Annotated in this window: 14 protein-coding genes and 1 pseudogene; 4 read left to right on the top strand and 11 right to left on the bottom strand. The window is 68.8% G+C overall.

The window, feature by feature from the left end; translation table 11 throughout:
- Window positions 1-69: 69 nt before the first annotated feature.
- The 5 genes from ABZV91_RS29835 to ABZV91_RS29815 all read right to left on the bottom strand — a co-directional run bounded on the left by ABZV91_RS29835 (window position 70) and on the right by ABZV91_RS29815 (window position 4,258).
- Window positions 70-1,209 (bottom strand): lipase family protein, encoded by a 1,140-nt coding sequence (locus ABZV91_RS29835; RefSeq protein WP_355248858.1) that lies wholly within the window; start codon window positions 1,207-1,209, stop codon window positions 70-72.
- A gap of 492 nt (window positions 1,210-1,701) precedes the next feature.
- Complete coding sequence (locus ABZV91_RS29830; protein ID WP_355248855.1) at window positions 1,702-2,217, bottom strand: hypothetical protein; 516 nt, start codon at window positions 2,215-2,217, stop codon at window positions 1,702-1,704.
- A 269-nt stretch (window positions 2,218-2,486) separates the two neighbouring features.
- Window positions 2,487-2,822: a DUF1801 domain-containing protein gene (locus ABZV91_RS29825; RefSeq protein WP_355248852.1), complete on the bottom strand. Its 336-nt coding sequence runs from the start codon at window positions 2,820-2,822 to the stop codon at window positions 2,487-2,489.
- Window positions 2,823-2,867: 45 nt separating this feature from the next.
- A complete protein-coding gene (locus ABZV91_RS29820) occupies window positions 2,868-3,704 on the bottom strand; it encodes an SRPBCC family protein (RefSeq protein ID WP_355248849.1) in 837 nt (278 codons plus the stop codon).
- On the bottom strand, window positions 3,701-4,258 hold the full coding sequence (locus tag ABZV91_RS29815) for a helix-turn-helix domain-containing protein (RefSeq protein ID WP_355248846.1): 558 nt from the start codon (window positions 4,256-4,258) through the stop codon (window positions 3,701-3,703). Before ABZV91_RS29815 ends, ABZV91_RS29820 begins: the two co-directional genes overlap by 4 nt.
- Before the next feature lie 321 nt (window positions 4,259-4,579).
- Here ABZV91_RS29815 and ABZV91_RS29810 point away from each other — a divergent pair, with 321 nt between their 5' ends.
- Window positions 4,580-5,404, top strand: a complete 825-nt coding sequence (locus ABZV91_RS29810) for an alpha/beta fold hydrolase (protein WP_355248843.1) — start codon at window positions 4,580-4,582, stop codon at window positions 5,402-5,404.
- 45 nt (window positions 5,405-5,449) lie between these two features.
- On the opposite strand, the gene ABZV91_RS29805 is transcribed toward ABZV91_RS29810, so the two are convergent.
- Complete coding sequence (locus ABZV91_RS29805; protein WP_355248840.1) at window positions 5,450-6,985, bottom strand: ATP-dependent DNA ligase; 1,536 nt, start codon at window positions 6,983-6,985, stop codon at window positions 5,450-5,452.
- 55 nt (window positions 6,986-7,040) lie between these two features.
- Complete coding sequence (locus ABZV91_RS29800; protein ID WP_355248837.1) at window positions 7,041-7,601, bottom strand: DUF1360 domain-containing protein; 561 nt, start codon at window positions 7,599-7,601, stop codon at window positions 7,041-7,043.
- A gap of 437 nt (window positions 7,602-8,038) precedes the next feature.
- Here ABZV91_RS29800 and ABZV91_RS29795 point away from each other — a divergent pair, with 437 nt between their 5' ends.
- The gene (locus ABZV91_RS29795) at window positions 8,039-9,373 is read left to right on the top strand and encodes a lipase family protein (protein ID WP_355248835.1); all 1,335 of its coding nucleotides are present in this window, start codon (window positions 8,039-8,041) and stop codon (window positions 9,371-9,373) included.
- A 94-nt stretch (window positions 9,374-9,467) separates the two neighbouring features.
- Here the strand turns inward: ABZV91_RS29795 and ABZV91_RS29790 are convergent, their stop codons facing one another.
- From ABZV91_RS29790 to ABZV91_RS29775, 4 genes and pseudogenes are all read right to left on the bottom strand, one after another.
- A complete protein-coding gene (locus ABZV91_RS29790) occupies window positions 9,468-10,877 on the bottom strand; it encodes a lipase family protein (RefSeq protein WP_355248833.1) in 1,410 nt (469 codons plus the stop codon).
- A 352-nt stretch (window positions 10,878-11,229) separates the two neighbouring features.
- Window positions 11,230-11,709, bottom strand: a complete 480-nt coding sequence (locus ABZV91_RS29785) for a hypothetical protein (RefSeq protein WP_355248830.1) — start codon at window positions 11,707-11,709, stop codon at window positions 11,230-11,232.
- Window positions 11,706-14,163: pseudogene (locus ABZV91_RS29780) on the bottom strand (nitrate reductase). Before ABZV91_RS29780 ends, ABZV91_RS29785 begins: the two are co-directional and overlap by 4 nt.
- Before the next feature lie 141 nt (window positions 14,164-14,304).
- Window positions 14,305-15,432 carry an MFS transporter gene (locus tag ABZV91_RS29775; RefSeq protein ID WP_355248827.1) on the bottom strand — a complete coding sequence of 376 codons (1,128 nt, stop codon included), beginning with the start codon at window positions 15,430-15,432 and terminating at the stop codon, window positions 14,305-14,307.
- Between the two features lie 45 nt (window positions 15,433-15,477).
- On the opposite strand from ABZV91_RS29775, the gene ABZV91_RS29770 reads away from it, so the two are divergent.
- The gene (locus ABZV91_RS29770; RefSeq protein ID WP_355248824.1) at window positions 15,478-15,897 is read left to right on the top strand and encodes a hypothetical protein; all 420 of its coding nucleotides are present in this window, start codon (window positions 15,478-15,480) and stop codon (window positions 15,895-15,897) included.
- Window positions 15,898-15,911: 14 nt separating this feature from the next.
- On the top strand, window positions 15,912-16,327 hold a 416-nt coding region (locus ABZV91_RS29765; protein ID WP_355248821.1), incomplete at its 3' end, for a nitronate monooxygenase.

Here is a 16,327-nt window from a genome sequence, read left to right as displayed (position 1 = left end):
GACCGAGGTCGGCCGTGCGGTCGTGGTCGCCACGCCCGGCGGCGCGAGGCCGCCCGCGCGGGTGTTCGGTCAGCAGGCGACGGGCGCGGGCTCACCGCGCACCCGGCCCTCGAGCCATGCCAGCATCGCGGGTGTCCCGGCCGCCGCCGCGGTCAGATGTTCGAACGAGGGGACCAGCAGCGTCTGCAAGCGGACCCCCGCCGCGCACCAGCGGCGGTTGGTGTTGTCGATGGCGTCGACCGGAACCAGCGGGTCGGTCGGCGAATGCCATTCGAATATGGGGATCGCCGGAACGGGGCCGTAGAGTTCCACGCTGTTCTCCGCCACGACGGACCAGGCATCGGGCTGGTCGAAGACGGCGGGCCCGGTCGCGTACTCGTGTGCGCTGCCCCCGGCGCCGATGGCGAGGATGTCGTTGGTGCAGCGGTTGGCCAGTGCGTCACGCATCGCCAGACCACGCTGATTGAGATTCGAACTGACCGGGACCCGGTCCGGGTATTCCCGCTCGAGGCCGATGGCCGCCGCCATCGCCAGCCCGAACGCCGGGTGGGGGTTGAAGCCCAAGCCCTTCGCCATCGAGACCAGGTTCATCGGGGCGCCGCCGATGGCCGCGCCCGCGAGCCGCAACTCGGGCGCGTAGGTCGGTTGCAGGGTGGCCGCCCACGCCGTCGCGAGGGCGCCGCCGGAATAGCCGGCCAGTACCGCGGGGCTGTCCGCGACGGCCAGTTCGCGCACTTGCTTCGCCGCCCGGACACTGTCCAATGTGATCTGGCCGCCCAGGCGCCCGGCCCCGAGCGCGAACCGCGGCCCGAGATGATCCGGCAGCGCTACACTCCAGCCCCGCTGCAGCAGCCCGCCCAATACCGGCATGATCGTCGACAGATTCAGGTCGGCATCGTAGAGCCGGTGTGATACCGCGCAGCCGGTGCCGAGCGAATTGATGAAATGTTGATACGACAGCAGCGGTGCGCCGGGTCGATGGTCCGCGGGAGTGGCGATCGTGGTGGTCGCCGCGATCGGCGTGCCGCGCGAATCGGTGGAGCGGAACTTGATCAGCCGCACCGTGGCGCCGGGAAAGACGGCCACCGGCGGCAGGACCCGCACGCCGAGCACGTCACCCGGCCGGTGCGCCGCCAGATCGGCAGGGGCGGCGTAGAACTGGTCGGGATCCGGGAGTGGATAGATCGGCTCGGCGGTTGCCGGTGCCACCACAAGTAGGGCGCATGTCAGACCGCCGAGTGCACCCAGAATACGAAGAAGGGAACGAGTCACGATCTCAGCCTCCAGAAAGGGGAAAGGTTCGCCGCAATTGCCGATGAGCAGCTGGAACAGATCGCTTCGGGGAGCAAGTTATCACGAAGTGCCGAGGCAGGACCGTATTGCTCGAAAGAAGTGTTCGGGTACGAAGGGCGCGGGTTTCCGGGCCCGATACCCCGCCGGTTGCTGTGCACTCGCACGGCGGATCTCCGCCTGCCAGCGGGCGCGGCAACCATTGCGTGGCCTATGGTCTGCCGGGCCCGGGCGGAACTCGGTGCCGGCCACGGCGGGGCCGCCACCGAGCGGGAGGTCATCTCCGAACCGGTCCGCGGGATCGCGGAGAGCCGAGGTCCGGGCAGCGGCCGCGGTGCGCGCACCGATCGCGCGGGGTCGCGGGGCCCGGTCCGCGGTGGGAGGAGCGGGACGGGAAATGCGCGGTGCCCGCTAGTCGCCGCGAGCCGGACGGCCCGCCGCCACCCATTTCTGGTGGCGTTTGACGGTGCGGTCGAAGATCCAGGAGATCTCTTTTCCGGTACGCCGTTCGAAGGCGAGCTCGCTCATATGCGTGGGTTCGTGGAAAGCCGTCCACATCGGGGAATCGATGACGCACAGAGGATCCGGGCGCTCGGGTGGGTTCGGTGGCAGGAGCGCCCAGCGTCCCTCCAGTGCGCGGCGAAAGGTCTCACCGATGAAGTAGATGAATCGCACACCGAGCTCGAGGTTCTCCTCCGCGACCATCTCGTCGAAGTGCGAATAGCGGCGCAGCATCTCGTGTTCCGCTATCACCAGCCCTTCGGGGGTCCAGAGGTGGCCGTCCAGTCCGGGAACATCGACTTCGGCGAACTCGTTCTCCATGGTTTCCTGTTGCGCCTGTACCCACGCACGAAAGAGCTCGTCGTTTTGAATCTGCTGGTATTCGGGTGTGTCCCGGACCGTTGTCGGTTCACCTGTCGTGGGCATCGCTTCTCCATTTCCGCGTTGCTGCGAGCATATTTCATGATCGATTGCGCGGCGAAGCGTTGATGAGAATCGGCTGACACGGTACCGGTCTCCGGAAACCCGCACAGCGAATTCCTGGAAACCGGACCGGTGCACTACCGGCGCTGCGCGAGCCTCGCTCGGCGGCGGCCCGCCGAGCGGCGGGACACACTCGGGATGGTCGGGCATATCCCGTTCAGTCGGCCCGGCGGCTCGGCGCGGCCGGACACGGCGCGCCGAGCGGGGAGCGCTCAGGTGGTCGCCGTCAGCAGGTCGGCCAGTCGGCGGTAGTCGACCTCCTGTCCTTCGGTGAAAGTCGCGGCTTTGCGTTCACCGTTGCCCAGGGACCGCAGGAAACCCTTCTCCTCCGGGATGCCGGCGGCATTGAAGACCATGAACGACACCTTGTCCTTGGCGACGGCGATCACGGCGACATGGTTGCCGTCTATGAGGTAGTGAGGTTTGCCGTACTGGAGACGTTCCTCGACACCGGGCAAGGTGTCGAAGACGAGCCGGCGAAGCTTCTCGCACAGCGCTGCCTGCCACGGCCGGGTGCCGGCGATGTACTCGGTGACTTTCTCGTCCATGACGATGTCCTTTCGTTCTCTGCTTCCGCTAGAAGGGTTCGGCGATCAGAAAGCCGCGGTGATCGGTGCCCAGTCCCGGATCTCGTGGTACCGGCGCAGTTCGGCCAAACCACTGAGCATGCCGAGCCAGGCGGGATAGGGCGGGTTGTCCTGGTCGAAGCCGCTCGAGACCAGAGTGAGGCGGGTCCTGCCCTCGGAGCCGGCGAGTTCCCAGGTGCTGATACCGCCCGGACCCCAATCGATCCCGACCCGTTCCCCGGGTGTCAGCTCGACGATGCGGGCGGGAGCAGGATCGGCATCCAGACCGCCCAGGGCGAATCGGCCGTCGATACGCGGTTCGATCTCGACCGGGTACCCGAACCACTGTGACACCTTCTCCGAGGAGATCAAGGAGTCGTAGACCGCCGTCGGCGCGGCGTCGATCTCGACGGTCGCGCTCAGGTCGCCGCCGGTGAAGTCGGCGCGGGCGGTGAGCGGGCGCCCGTCCAGGAAGTCGACCAGATTGGCCAGCGACAACGCCCAGAACGATTGCAGTACACCACGAATGGTGGCGCCCGTGATGACATCGGCGAAGTCGAAATGACTCTGGGTGACGGTGATGCGCGTCTCGTCGTTCTCGACGCCGACGGATATCTCCGTGGTGGTCCACTCGCCGTCGAGCAGCCAGGACAAATGGATGGAACTGTCGGTGCAGCCGACGACCTTCTGATGGGGCGCGTCGCCTTCCGGAACGGAAGGACCCCAGAATTCGTATCGCCGCGGCAGGTCGATATCGGCCTTCTCGGCGAACCATGTCGTCACCGCCTGCGGGTCGGTGAGTGCCTCGAACGCGGCGGCCGGCGACGCGCCGGTCCGGACCGTGATGATGAGTGGTTCGGTCATGATCGATCCTTCTCGAAGGGGTAGCACGCGACGGCGAGTTTGAAGGACTCACCGTCGCTGCCGCCGTATTTGGTGAACAGTGTGTGCAGGGCGGTCTGAAGTTCGGTGAGGAATTCGGCGCGCTGCTCCGGGCGCAGCGCGATCCGCCCGGAAATCCCCAGTGACGGCAGATCCGGATGGGTCAGGTCGATATCCGCGACGTCTCGCTGCACCTCCTCGGTGAGATCGAGGAGGTGTCCCAAACTCATCGCGTCGCTCGACCGGCGAGTGCCGATGTGCCCGACGAGGCGCGGCGAGAGCCAATAGGACCGGCCGGCTGCCTGATACACGCCTTCACGCAGGTTGCGTATCGTGCGCTCGGCGATCTGCCGGACCAGTCCCTGCTCCACCAGTCGTTTGACGTGATAGTTGACCCGCTGCGGGGACTGCTCGAGAAGCCGGGCCACATCGGCGCAGGTCGCGGGCTCGGCCAGGGCACGGACGATCTCGATCCGCTGCGGTTTGAGCAGGACTTCCGCTTGCTCGACCGAGTCGAGATAGACAACTTCCCTCACAAAAAAAGATTTTTACATACAAACATGGCTTTGTGAAGACACGGTGGAACGCGGCGCCGCGAGAGACGACAGCGGCTGTACCGGCGGGGTGCGGTGCACCAGATCGGAGCGGGCTGCCTCGAAATCGCCGCGGGCGCGGAGCGGGCGATGCGACGGCGTTCGCGGCGGGTGAGGTGTTCGGCTGCCGCACTCTGCCCGATGAAATAATTCCGCACGAACAGGAAGGGGAGTCATGGTGCAACCGGACGGCGGCGCGCACGCGCGGGCACACCCGTCATCCCACCGTGGGCCGCATCGCCGCGATTCTGGAGAGCGCGACGTATGAGCGATACCGCCCGCGCCACCGCGGCCGGGCCGGTGGCGGTCCTCCCCGACGGGACAGCCCTCGCGTGCCAGGTGAGCGGACCGGCCACCGCTCCGCCGCTCCTGCTCCTCCCGGGGCAGGCCAACTCGCACCGGTGGTGGGACGGTGTCCGGCCCGGCCTGGCCCGGCACTTCCGGACGATCACCTTCGACTACCGGGGGACGGGCGACACCGCGGCCGACGATACGGACGCCGCCGACTGGACCACTCGGCTCTTCGCCGCCGACGCCGCCGCGGTGCTGGATGCGCTGGGCTGCCCGTCCGTTCATGTCTATGCCACCTCGATGGGCGGCCGGATCGCGCAGTGGCTCGCGGCGCGGCATCCGGAGCGGGTACAACGCCTGGCCTTGGCCTGTACCTCCCCGGGCGGGCGCCTGGCCCGGGAGCGGGGCCCCGAGATACGCCGCCTGCTGGCCGACCCGGACCCGCGCCGGAGACGCGCGGTGTTGCTGGAACTGATGTACACCCCCGCCTGGTCGGCCGCGCCGCCGCGCCGGTCGACCCTGCTGGGTGATCCGCGCATGACCGCGCGGGCGGCGCGTGGGCATCTGCGTGCCAGCAACCGGCACGACGCGTCCGCGGTACTGGGCGAGATCCGCGCACAGACCTTGATACTCCACGGCAGCGAGGACCGTATGGTGCCGGCTCGGAACGCGGAGCTGCTCGCCGCGGCCGTTCCGGATGCCGCCGTCGAGATCTTTTCCGGCGGCAGGCACGGCTTCTTCGACGAGTTCCCGGCCGTCGGGGATCGCGTCACGGAGTTTCTGCTGCTGGGGCGCTGAATTCGTTCGGCTCGGGTGGCCGATACGCCGGCGTCCGTGGGCCGCTCAGCCGCCTCGCTCGTACAGCGCCCGAACGGTATCGACCGTATCGGCCTCGGCCGGGGACTTGTCGTCGCGGTAGCGCACGACGCGGGCGAATCGGAGCGCCAGCCCGCCGGGGTAGCGGGTCGACCCCTGCACTCCGTCGAAAGCGATCTCGACGACCTGTTCGGGCCGCAGTCGCACGACGTACCCTTCGGTGGAGCCGTCGGCGAGTTCGGTGAAGCGCCTGGTCTGCCACTCCAGCATGGCGTCGGTCATTCCTTTGAACGTCTTACCCAGCATCACGAAGCCGCCGGTGGCCGGATCCCGGGCGCCCAGGTGGATATTGGACAGCGTCCCGGTGCGCCGGCCGGAACCCCACTCGACCGCGAGGACCACGAGGTCCAGCGTGTGTACGGGTTTGACCTTGAGCCAGCCGGCGCCGCGGCGGCCGGCCTCGTACGGCGCCGAGGGCGATTTCGCCATCACCCCTTCGTGCCCGGCGGCCAGCGTGCGGTCCAGGAACCGCTGGGCCGCCTCGGCGTCGGCGGTCACCAGACGGTCGACGCGCTGGGCGCCGGGAACGAGTGCGTCCAGAGCGGCGAGCCTGTCGCGGGTGGGCAGGTCGAGCAGGTCTCTGCCGTCCAGATGCAGCAGGTCGAAGTAGAACACCGACAACGGTTCGAGATCGTCCGGACGCTTGCGCCCGAACCGGGCGGCCGTGACCTGGAATCGATGCGGCCGACCATCGGGTCGTAACGCGATGGCCTCGGCGTCGGCGATCAGATCGCCGGCGGGCAACGCGAGGGTGGCCGCGACGACCTCGGGAAGCCGGTCGGTGACCTCGTCGAGGCTGCGGGTATAGATCGAGACCGCCGGTCCGGCACGATGGATCTGCACCCGGGCGCCGTCCAGCTTGGCTTCGAGCACGGCCGTACCACCGAGTCGCTGGAGCGCGTCGGTGACCCCGGTCGCGGTCTGGGCGAGCATCGGCCCGACCGGCTGCCCCGCGCGCAGCCGGAACTCCGCCAGCGCCGGGCGGCCCCCGGTGAGAGCCGCGGCCGCGACGGTGGGCAGGGCACCGGTCAGCATGGCCGCCCGCCGGACCTCGCCGGCCGGTATACCGGCCGCTTCGGCGATCGCGTCGGACATCACTCCCGCCAGCGCGCCCTGGCGCAACTCACCGCTGAGCAGCCGACGCAGGAATATCTGCTCGGCACCGGAGGCTGTTTCGAACAGATCGTGCACGAGTTCGGCGCGCACGGTCCGGGAGCCCTTCCCGGCGACCGCACCGATCCGGGTGAACCGCGCGTCGACGTCGCCGACAGTGAGTGTCGGAGTCGCGGCGGGCGGCGGCAGCGACCGCAGGGCCGCCCAGCCCACCCCGATCTGGCGCTGCGGCAATTCACCGGAGAGCCAGGATGCCGTCACCGCCACCAGGCGCGCGTCCTCGTGCGCCGCGCTGCGACTCAGCAGCGCGGCGAGACGCGCGATCTTGGCTCGTCGCGCCGACGCCGACGCGATATCGGCGGACGCGGCGGCGACCTCGGCTAACAGCACGCCGACAGCCTGGCATGCGCACCGGCGCCGGGCAATCGGCGCGACCGTCGACGCACTACGACCGGCCGGGTCCACCCGGCTGGGCCCCACCGTCCGGGCCGGCCGCCGGCGGTTCTCCTTCGGCGATCTGCTGGGCGGTGGCGTAGGCGAGGTGCAGGAAGTCGGCGCCCGCCAGGGCGGCCGTCGCCTCGGTCACCGTTCGAGTGACGCGCGGGGCGAAAACGTGCCCGATGGTCAGGGCGGTGATGAGCCAGACATCGAAGCAGAAGGGGCAACTGAGCAGCTCTCCGAGGCTGCGGCCGACGCCGTCGTCGGCCCGGGGCCGCTCCATGACTTCTCCGGGGCCGCCGTCGTCGCCGGTGGGCCACGTGAACGGGGCACGTACCGGAGCGGTGACGGTGCCCTTCGTCATCAGCCGGGAGAGTTTGTGTGCGGCGAGGGCCGTGACGACCAGCTCGCGCGTGCTCATCGAGTCCGGGAGTCGACGGCCGGTGAGACCGCCCAGCAATGTCACGGCGCCCACCGACCCGGCATAGGCCAGGATCGTGGCGGTGTAGCCGCCGAGCGGACGAGGGTCGCTGTGCTCGGCCGCACCACGACCGGCGATCGATCGCACTGTCCATACCTCCTCGTAGCTTCCTACCGTCGGCGCCTACCCCGGTCATGGCTGGGCAAACGCGACCGACCGGCCCGGCACGTATTCACCGGACGGACGGCGAGCAGGGCCGGTGGGCGTCGGACATCGCGCCGGCGGTACACGGCCGCACGGTTGTCTCGCCGATTCCCGGGGTCGTGCCGGTTGCGTCCCTCCGCGGACGCCCGTGCGTTGTCGCCGGTGTTCTCGCCGGAACCCGTGTCGTATTCCGGTCGGCGACCGTGTGAGCGGATACCGGGATCACGGACGGCCGGAGAGGTCTCGGTCCGGCATTGTGCGGAACACGGTGGGACGGATGATCTTGTTGTGAGTGTCCATCAATTTCACGGTTCGGGGACGGACGGGGAGAATCGACTGTCGATACTGTTGGAAAATGTGTTGATTCGAGGGTGAGGGTCGTGAAGCCGCGTCTGGCAATCCTGGTGACTGTGCTCATGAGTTCCGCGTGGTTGGGCGGGCCGGCGTACGCGGATCCACCGGACGGCCCGGAGGTCTCCGATCCGTCACCGTTGCAGCAGTGGATCGACGGCACGGTTCCGGCGCCGCCGCAATTCGTGGGTGACGAGCCCGGATTGTCGCTGTGGCGCGGCGTGTTGCCGACGGGGACCGGAGATCCGATCTTCGATACCTGGCCCGCCGACCTCGCGACCTACTCGCCTGGCCAGATCATCGAGAGTCGCGACGTCACGGCGACGACCGCCGCGCGAACGGCAACGCCCATCGCGCGGGCGACGCTGTTGAAGTTCCGGTCCACGTCCGCCTCGGGTGGCCCGTCCTTCGGCACCGCGACACTGATCGTCCCGGCGGCCGGGTGGGCCGGACCCGGGCCCCGGCCGGTGGAGGTGAACGCGATGCCGATCAATTCGCTCGGGTCGCACTGCACCCCCGGCTTCCAGTTCTCGCACGACCTGCTGGATCGTCCGAATACCGATCTCCCGGTGTTCCTGCCGTCGGTCTGGTTGGCACTGAGCAAGGGACACGCGGTCCTCATGCCGGATCACGAGGGTCCGCTGATGGCGTACGCCGAACCCAATACCGCCGCGCACGTGATGCTGGATGCCGTCCGCGCGGTCCGTGCCCACGCGCCGGACGAATTCGCGGGCAGCCGATATGTGGCCATCGGTTATTCCGGTGGTGCGATCGCCTCCTACGCGGCGGCCATGTTGCTCGACGAATACGCGCCGGACCTGCGAGATGTTCTCATCGGCGCGGCGGCCGGTGGCCTGGTCACCGACAATTCGAATGTGGCCCACCAGTTCAACGGCAATATCTCCTCGGGGATCCTGTTGACGGTGGCGCTGGCGGTCTCGCGCGAACACCCCGAGATCCTGCGCTATATGAACAATCTCGGGCAATGGGTGGCGACCTCGCCGCTGCGCGATATCTGCGGTGACGCGTCCGGGCCGCTCGGCGTGGTCGGTATTCCGATCGACGTCGCGGCGAATACCGCCGACGCGCTCGACACTCCGTTCGCCGCGAAGATGTTCGAGCGACTGGACCTGACCGGACGGACATCGGCCGTGCCGTTGTTCGTCTACCACGGCCTGCACGATCCGTGGATTCCGCTCGACGACGCCCAGCACATGTATCAGCAGCAGTGCGGTCGCGGTGTTCCCGGCGTCTTCCGGATCGTGGGTGGCGAGCACCTTCTCGGTTACGTCAGCGGCTACCCGGAACTCAGCGGCTGGATCGACGCGCGTCTGCGCGGCGAACCCGCACCGAACGAGTGCTGAACCCCCGTCGCTCCACGGCCCGGACCGCTGCGCAGCGGTCCGCACCGCGGGTCGTCCGAGCTCCGGTCGAGTCGTTCGGAATGTCACGGCGCCTTCAGCATTCACTCACCGCGGGAACGCCGCGTAGACGCTCGTCCAGCCAGAACACGGCCTCGGGATAGCCGAGGCCCGCCGCGATGACGTGTTCGCCGGGCACACTGCGGTAGACCGCGGTGACACCGAGCGCGCACTGCTCGCGGTAGAGATTGCGCGCGCCTTCGGCCGGGATCCAGAACTCCTGTTCGCCCTGGTAGATGTAGAGCGGCGTCGCCGAGGCCCGCCCGGCCATCCGGGTCACCTCGTAGATATCGTGTGCCAGTGCCGAGCGCAGCGGGTCGGGGATATTCGCGGCGATATCGATCGGCAGCAGCAGCGCACCGGGGAGTGCGAAAACGCTCACGCACTGGTCTTTCATCGGCGAGGTCGCCACCCATTGGGCGAGATGGTTCATCCGGGCCAGGAGCTCGGGCCGCTCGCGGGCGATACCGAAGACGGCCGCCATGAACACGCCGGAGGCCAGATTGCCGTTCATGCTGCGAGCCAGGATCTCGAAATCGGCGGGCACGCCGCCGAGCGCCGCACCGGCCAGTGACGGTGCGAGATCGGGTGCGTAACTCTCGATCAGTTTCACCGCCCCGTGGGTGGCGATCGCGCCGCCGGAATAGCCGGTCATGGCAAACCTGCTCGCGCCGAACTCGTCGGCCCGCCAGCCGCGCACCGCGCGCACCGCGTCGAGAACCGCGTGGCCGGCGACATAGGGCTCGGCGTAGGCCATCAGCGGACCCTCGTGATCCGGAATGAGCACGGCATAGCCCCGCAACGCGGCCAGATGGGTGGTGGGCGGCACGAAATCGGTGAGCGCGCTCTCGAACGAGAGACCGTGTGCCAGTGTATGTCCCGGTGTGCACCGACGGCCGAGAGCGTCGATCGGCAGGTTGTTGACCAGCACCGGCCGCGCCCCGGGCATCGGCGAGCCGGTAGCCGGGATCACCAGCGTGGCGGTGGCGAAGGATGGGCGATCGTGCGCGTCGGTGGTCCGGTACTTGAACAGCACCGCCTGCCGGATCGGCACCACGACCAGCGGCGCGGCCGAAGCGGTGATATCGCGGGTCTCGATCACCGTGCCCGGGGCGAGATCGGCGAGGTTCGCCGGCCACATATCGAACATCGGATCGCCTACCGGCGCGGGCAGCACCGCCGCGCGCAGCGCCGCGAGCCCCGGTGCCATATCGGTCGTCTCCTCCGGCGGCGCCGGCCGGGGCGCCGGAAGGATGGGCGGCGGAATCACCTGGTCGATCCACTGCTGGATACCGGGCAGGATCGCACCGTTCACGTTCGTGAGCGACGGTGAGACGGGCGCCGCGAACGGGAGGCCGGGCGGTACGGGTGGCTCGGCGGCGGCCTGCCCGATCAGCAGCGGCGCGATGGCGAGGAACGCGAGAGTTCCGGCACGCAAACGTTTCATGGCACACGCCCTTGGGTGCGATGTCGATACATCTGGCACCCGGTGCGGGCTCTTGTTCTCCGAAACGTCCCTGTTGTACCAGGACCAGTAACTCAGGTTACGGGACCCGTTGCCCGATACTGCGATACGTCACAGAATCGAGACGACCGGCCACTGATTCGAGACGATCCACCACCCCTGCTCGACGTGGTCGGCCGGGGTCCGTCATGCTGTGCGGTCCGGACGGCCCCCGCGACCGACTCGCCGGGTGATCCGCGACGACTCCGAACACGACCACCGGCCGAGTCGGAGTGTCCACCGGATTCGGTCCCCGCCGGTCACCATGGGCTCGCCTGCCCGGTACGCCGCCGGCTCAGCTCGCGAGTATCTGCGGGGCGAGGATCTTCAGCATCGAATTGGCCCAGCGCATCTGGCGCAGGGTGTCCGGGTGGCAGCGTCGGGCGAGTTCGAGAAGTTCGGTGTCGCCGGTCGCCTGTGCTCCTTGGGCGAGCAACTCCCAGTCGAGAGAGACGCCCGCGGCGACTCGGTGCAGGTGGCGCAGGTCGACGAGCAGGAGCAGCGCCGGCTCGCTGCGGTGGCCGAGCAGGGTGCTGAGGCGTTCCTGAACCGGTGCGGTGCGCGGTGCGGTGCGGGGGGCGCTGTCGAGGTCGAGACCGTAGCGGTGGCCGGCCCGGGCGAGCCGGTGGACGTGGTCGGTGGACCATCCGGCGATATCGCGCGCCACGTGATACACCTCGTGGTCGGCCTTGTGGCGGGCGGCCACGCTGGTGAGTTCGCGGGCGAGTGTGCGCTCGGCGCGGTGCAGCTCCCTGATCGCGAGGTCGAGTTTCACGGCTGTTCTCTCGCGGCGTCGAAGGTTTCGGTGGCGAGGGCCGTCCGGCCGCCGACGGTCGGCGGCAATGCGGCGCCGACGGGGCGGGACGCTGTGGTGGTGGGGGCCGGCGCCGGGCCGGAAGTGCCCGTGGCGAGCACGGTGACGCGGGCGGCCGCGGTTTTGAAGATCGGTTGTTTGGAGGCCGGGTCCCAGTCGGTGACGGTGAGTTCATTGGCGGCGCGGTCGTGCGCGGTACTCGCCACGGTGGTGGCGTCCCAGTAGCCGTAGTGGAAGGGGACGAACAGCACCCCGGGCCGGATGCCGCAGATGCGGGCCTTGGCGCGTAGGGCCCCTCGCGCGGTGCCGATCTCCAGCAGGTCTCTCTCGGTGATACCCACGGCGTGGGCGTCGTCGGGTGAGATCTCCACCCACACCTGCGGTGCGGCCGTCTGGAGTTGGGGCGCCCGCGCGGTTTTGGTGCGGGTGTGGAAGTGGTAGAGAGTGCGGCCGGTGGTGAGGACGAACGGATAGTCGGGGCTCGGGGACTCGTGTGGGGCGAGGTACCCGGCCGCCTTGATGATCGCTTTGCCGGAGGGGTTCATCGCCCGGTATTCGGTGGGTTCGACGGGTGCCCCGGTGACCAGGTCTTTTCCGTAGGCTTCGCAGTAGTCCGGCGCGGCGGAGAACTCGCCGCCGGTGTACAGGCGTTCGGTCCCGTCGGGGTGTTCGGTATTGCAGGGCCATTGGATTCCGCTGCCGCTGCGGAGCCTGTCGTAGCTGATACCGGTGTAGTCGCAGGGGCGCCCGGCGCTGCACTTCTTCCATGCCTCGAACGCGGACTCCGCGTCGTGCCACGGGGGCAGGGGCGCGCCGTCGCGGTCCCGGAAATCCATGCGGCGGGCGTAGTCGAGGAAGATGTCGAGATCGGCTCTGGCCTCTCCCGGGGGCTCGACCGCCTTATCGGACAGGTGCACGGTGCGGTCGGCGTTGGTGAAGGTTCCGGTCTTCTCACCCCAGGTCGCCGCCGGTAGTACGACGTCGGCGAGCGCGGTGGTCTCGGTGTGGAAGATGTCCTGGACGACGACGAACAGGCGTTGCTGGGCCAGGATCGCCCGGATCCGGCCGAGTTCGGGCATGGATACCGCCGGGTTGGTGGCGCTGATCCACAGCATGCGCACCGATCCCTGTTCGGCGTACCGCATCATCTGCATGGCGTGGGTGGGCGGCGCATAATGCGGGATCCGGTCGATATCGATATTCCACAGCTGTGCCAGCTCGGCGATATGGGCGTCGTTGTTCCAGTTCCGGAACCCGGCGAGATCACCGCCGGCACCGCATTCGCGGGTGTTCTGCGCGGTGGGCTGGCCGTTCATCTGCAGTACGCCGCGGCCGGGCTCGCCCAGCATTCCGCGGATCAGATGCAGGTTGTTGACCTGCACGGCGGCCGCGGTGGCCTGATGCGATTGGTAGAAACCCTGCAGCACCGTCGACAGCAAGGCTTCGGCAGTGCCGAGTATCCGGGCCGCGCGCCGGATATCGTCGGCGGATACGCCGCAGATCTCGGCGACCTTCTCGGGCGGGTATTCGGCGACACGGTCACGTAATTCGCCGAAGCCCACGGTGTGCCGCTCGATGTAGGCGTGGTCGATTCGGTCGTTGCCGATGATCTCGTGCAGGAGACCGTTCATCACCGCGACATTGGTACCCGGCAGCGGTGCCAGATGAACGGTGGCGTGCTCGGCGACCTCGGTCGAGCGGGGATCGACGCAGACGATCGCCGGCGGATCCTCGCCGGCGAGGCGATCCAGTATCCGGGCCCACAGCATGGGCTGGGTCTCTGCCATGTTGTGGCCGAACAGCGCGATCACGTCGGCGTGGTCGATATCGCTGTAGGAGCCGGGCTGTCCGTCGCAGGCGAACGATTCCTTCAGCGCCTCGGCCGCTGTCGCGGTGCACAGACGGGTGTTGCCGTCGACATGATTGGTGCCGATGGCGCCGTGTGCGATGACCCCCAGGGTGTAGTACTCCTCGAGGAACAATTGACCGCTGGTGTAGAAACCGATGGCGCCGGGCCCGTGTTCGGCCAGCAGGTGTTCGCTGTGCTCGACGATGCGGGTCATGGCGGTGTCCCAATCGGTGGCGACCAGTTCGCCGTTCTCGCGGATCAGCGGCCGGGTCAAGCGTTCCGGGGAGGAGTTGGCCTGCCAGCCGAAGAGGTCTTTGGGACCCAGTCGTCCGCGGTTGACCCGGTCCACGGCCCGCCCCCGCACTCCGACCATGCGGCCGTTCACGACCGCGATATCGAAGGCATCGCCGGTGGAGTGCAGAATCGAGGCCGACTGCACCCATTCTTCGACATCCCCGGCCTCGAGGCCTTCACCGAGGTGCGTATCCACCCGCGCCGGCCACTGTCGGCCCGCGCCGTAACGGGGTGCGGGTTCCCCACGGGTCGGCGATTCGATCCTTGGTCACCATGCCCGGCGCTTACCCGCCGTCTCCGCCGGGCAAACGGGGGGCACCGGGAGGGGAACCACCAGCCGTCTGCCCCCGATCAGGACTGATCGGGGGCAGACAGCGGCTTCCTGAAGCCCTCATTGTGTGAGCAGCACCGGCTCAGTGGTGCTTCTCATTCAGGTCGCCCGGTTTCACTCCGGCCAGCAGGACGACCACCGCGGTCAGCACGATCCCCGCGCTGATGATCAGTCCCAGCGACAGGCTGCCGGTCGCGGATTTGATGAAGCCGAGCAGAGACGGCGACGCCGCGGCCGCCAGCGATCCCATCGACGTGACCATCGCGATGCCGGTGGCCGCCGCGCGATCGCTCAGGTAGATCGACGGGATCGAGTAGAACACCGTCGGGCCCGAGTAGTGCGCGGCCGCCATCACCGCGAGCAGGATGATCACCAGCACGACATTGTCGCTGGAGAACGAGAGTGCCAGCATGGCCAGCGCGGCGACGATCCAGCTCGTCGCCGCGTGCCAGCGCCGCTCCAGCGTCCGGTCGGAGTGGCGGCCGACGAGCTGCATCACGATGATGCCGAGCAGCGGCGGGATCGCCGAGAACAGTCCCAGGTTCAGCACATCGCCCACCCCGGCCTCGGCGATGATCCGCGGCGTCCAGAACGACACCGCGTTGGCCGGCGTGTAGGCGCCGCAGGCGCACAGGCCGAGGATCCAGACCTTCGGGTCGCGCAGGGCCAGGAGCAGGCCGCCTTCGTGAGCCGGTGCGGCGGCCTTGCCGAGCCGGTCCGCTTCGAGATCCGCGCGGACGGCCGCCTTCTGTGCCGGGGTGAGCCACGTGGCCTGCTCGGGTTCGTCGACCAGCACGAACATCGCCAGCAGCGCGAGCAGCATCGGCGGGATGCCTTCGAGCAGGAACAGCCACTGCCAGTCCGCCAGGCCCGCGGTCCCGCCGAGGGTGTGCATGATCCAGCCGGAGATGATCGACCCGAGCACCCCGGACACCGGGACGCCGATGAAGAACACGGCGGTCATCCGGGTCCGGCGGCCGGACGGGAACCACCGCGACAGCAGGTAGAGCGCGCCGGGGAAGAACCCGGCCTCCGCCACGCCGAGCAGGAATCGCGCGATATAGAACGTGGTCTCGTCCCGGACGAACATGGTCGCGATCGTCACCACACCCCAGGTGGCCATGATCCGGACGAGGGTTTTGCGGGCGCCGATCCGCGCCAGCAAGGCGTTGCTGGGGACTTCGAAGAGGATGAATCCGACGAAGAACACGGTGATGCCGAGCCCGTAGACGGCCGTGCTGAACCCCAGATCGCGATGCAGGCCCTGCTGCGCGATGCCGACGGCTGGCTGGCCACCGGCGATATCGGCGTGCTCGACGGGACCGGGCGGTTCCACTTCGTCGGCCGGACCAAGGACATCATCCGTGTCGGCGGCGAGAACGTCGCGCCCGCCGATATCGAGGACACCCTGCACCGGCACCCACTGATCCGGCAGGCGGCGGTCGTCGGTGTTCCGGACGCCCGGCTGGTGGAGGTGCCGTTCGCCTTCGTCGTCCTTGCCGGGCACGGCGTCACCGAGGACGGACTGCTCGCCTGGGCGCGCGAGCGCATGGCCGGGTTCAAGGTGCCGCGGCACCTGCGCATCGTCGACGGCTTCGAGGACATCGGGATGACCGCGAGCTCCAAGGTCCCGAAGAACCGGCTCGCCGCCCACGCCCGCACGCTGCTCGAGTAGAGCGGAGCCGACGCGTGACCCGCATCGCGACTCCGGTGACCGAGCTGCTCGGGATCGACCTGCCCGTGGTGCAGGCCGGTATGTCCTGGGCCTCGTCCTGTTCGGCACTGCCACTCGCGGTCAGCAGGGCCGGCGTCCTGGGCGTCGTGGCCGCGGGCCCGATGCGGCTGCCCGACCTCGCACGCACGCTGGACGAGATGGCCGTGGGGACGGACCGGCCGTGGGCGGTGAACCTTCCCCTGTATCGCGCCCGAGCCGACGAGGTGATCGACCTGCTGCTCGAGCGCCGCCCTCCTGTCCTCATCACATCGCAGGGCGGGCCGCGGCGGTACCTCGAGCGCTTCCACCGGGTCGGCACCCGTTGCCTGCACGTCGTCGCGGGGATCGAACACGCCCGGAAGGCCGCCGGCCTCCGCGCCGACGCCCTGGT

It is taken from the genome of Nocardia sp. NPDC004568, assembly GCF_040609955.1.
Classification (GTDB): domain Bacteria; phylum Actinomycetota; class Actinomycetes; order Mycobacteriales; family Mycobacteriaceae; genus Nocardia.
Note: the sequence above shows the minus strand (reverse complement) of the source record. Positions and strands in the feature narration are given on the sequence as shown.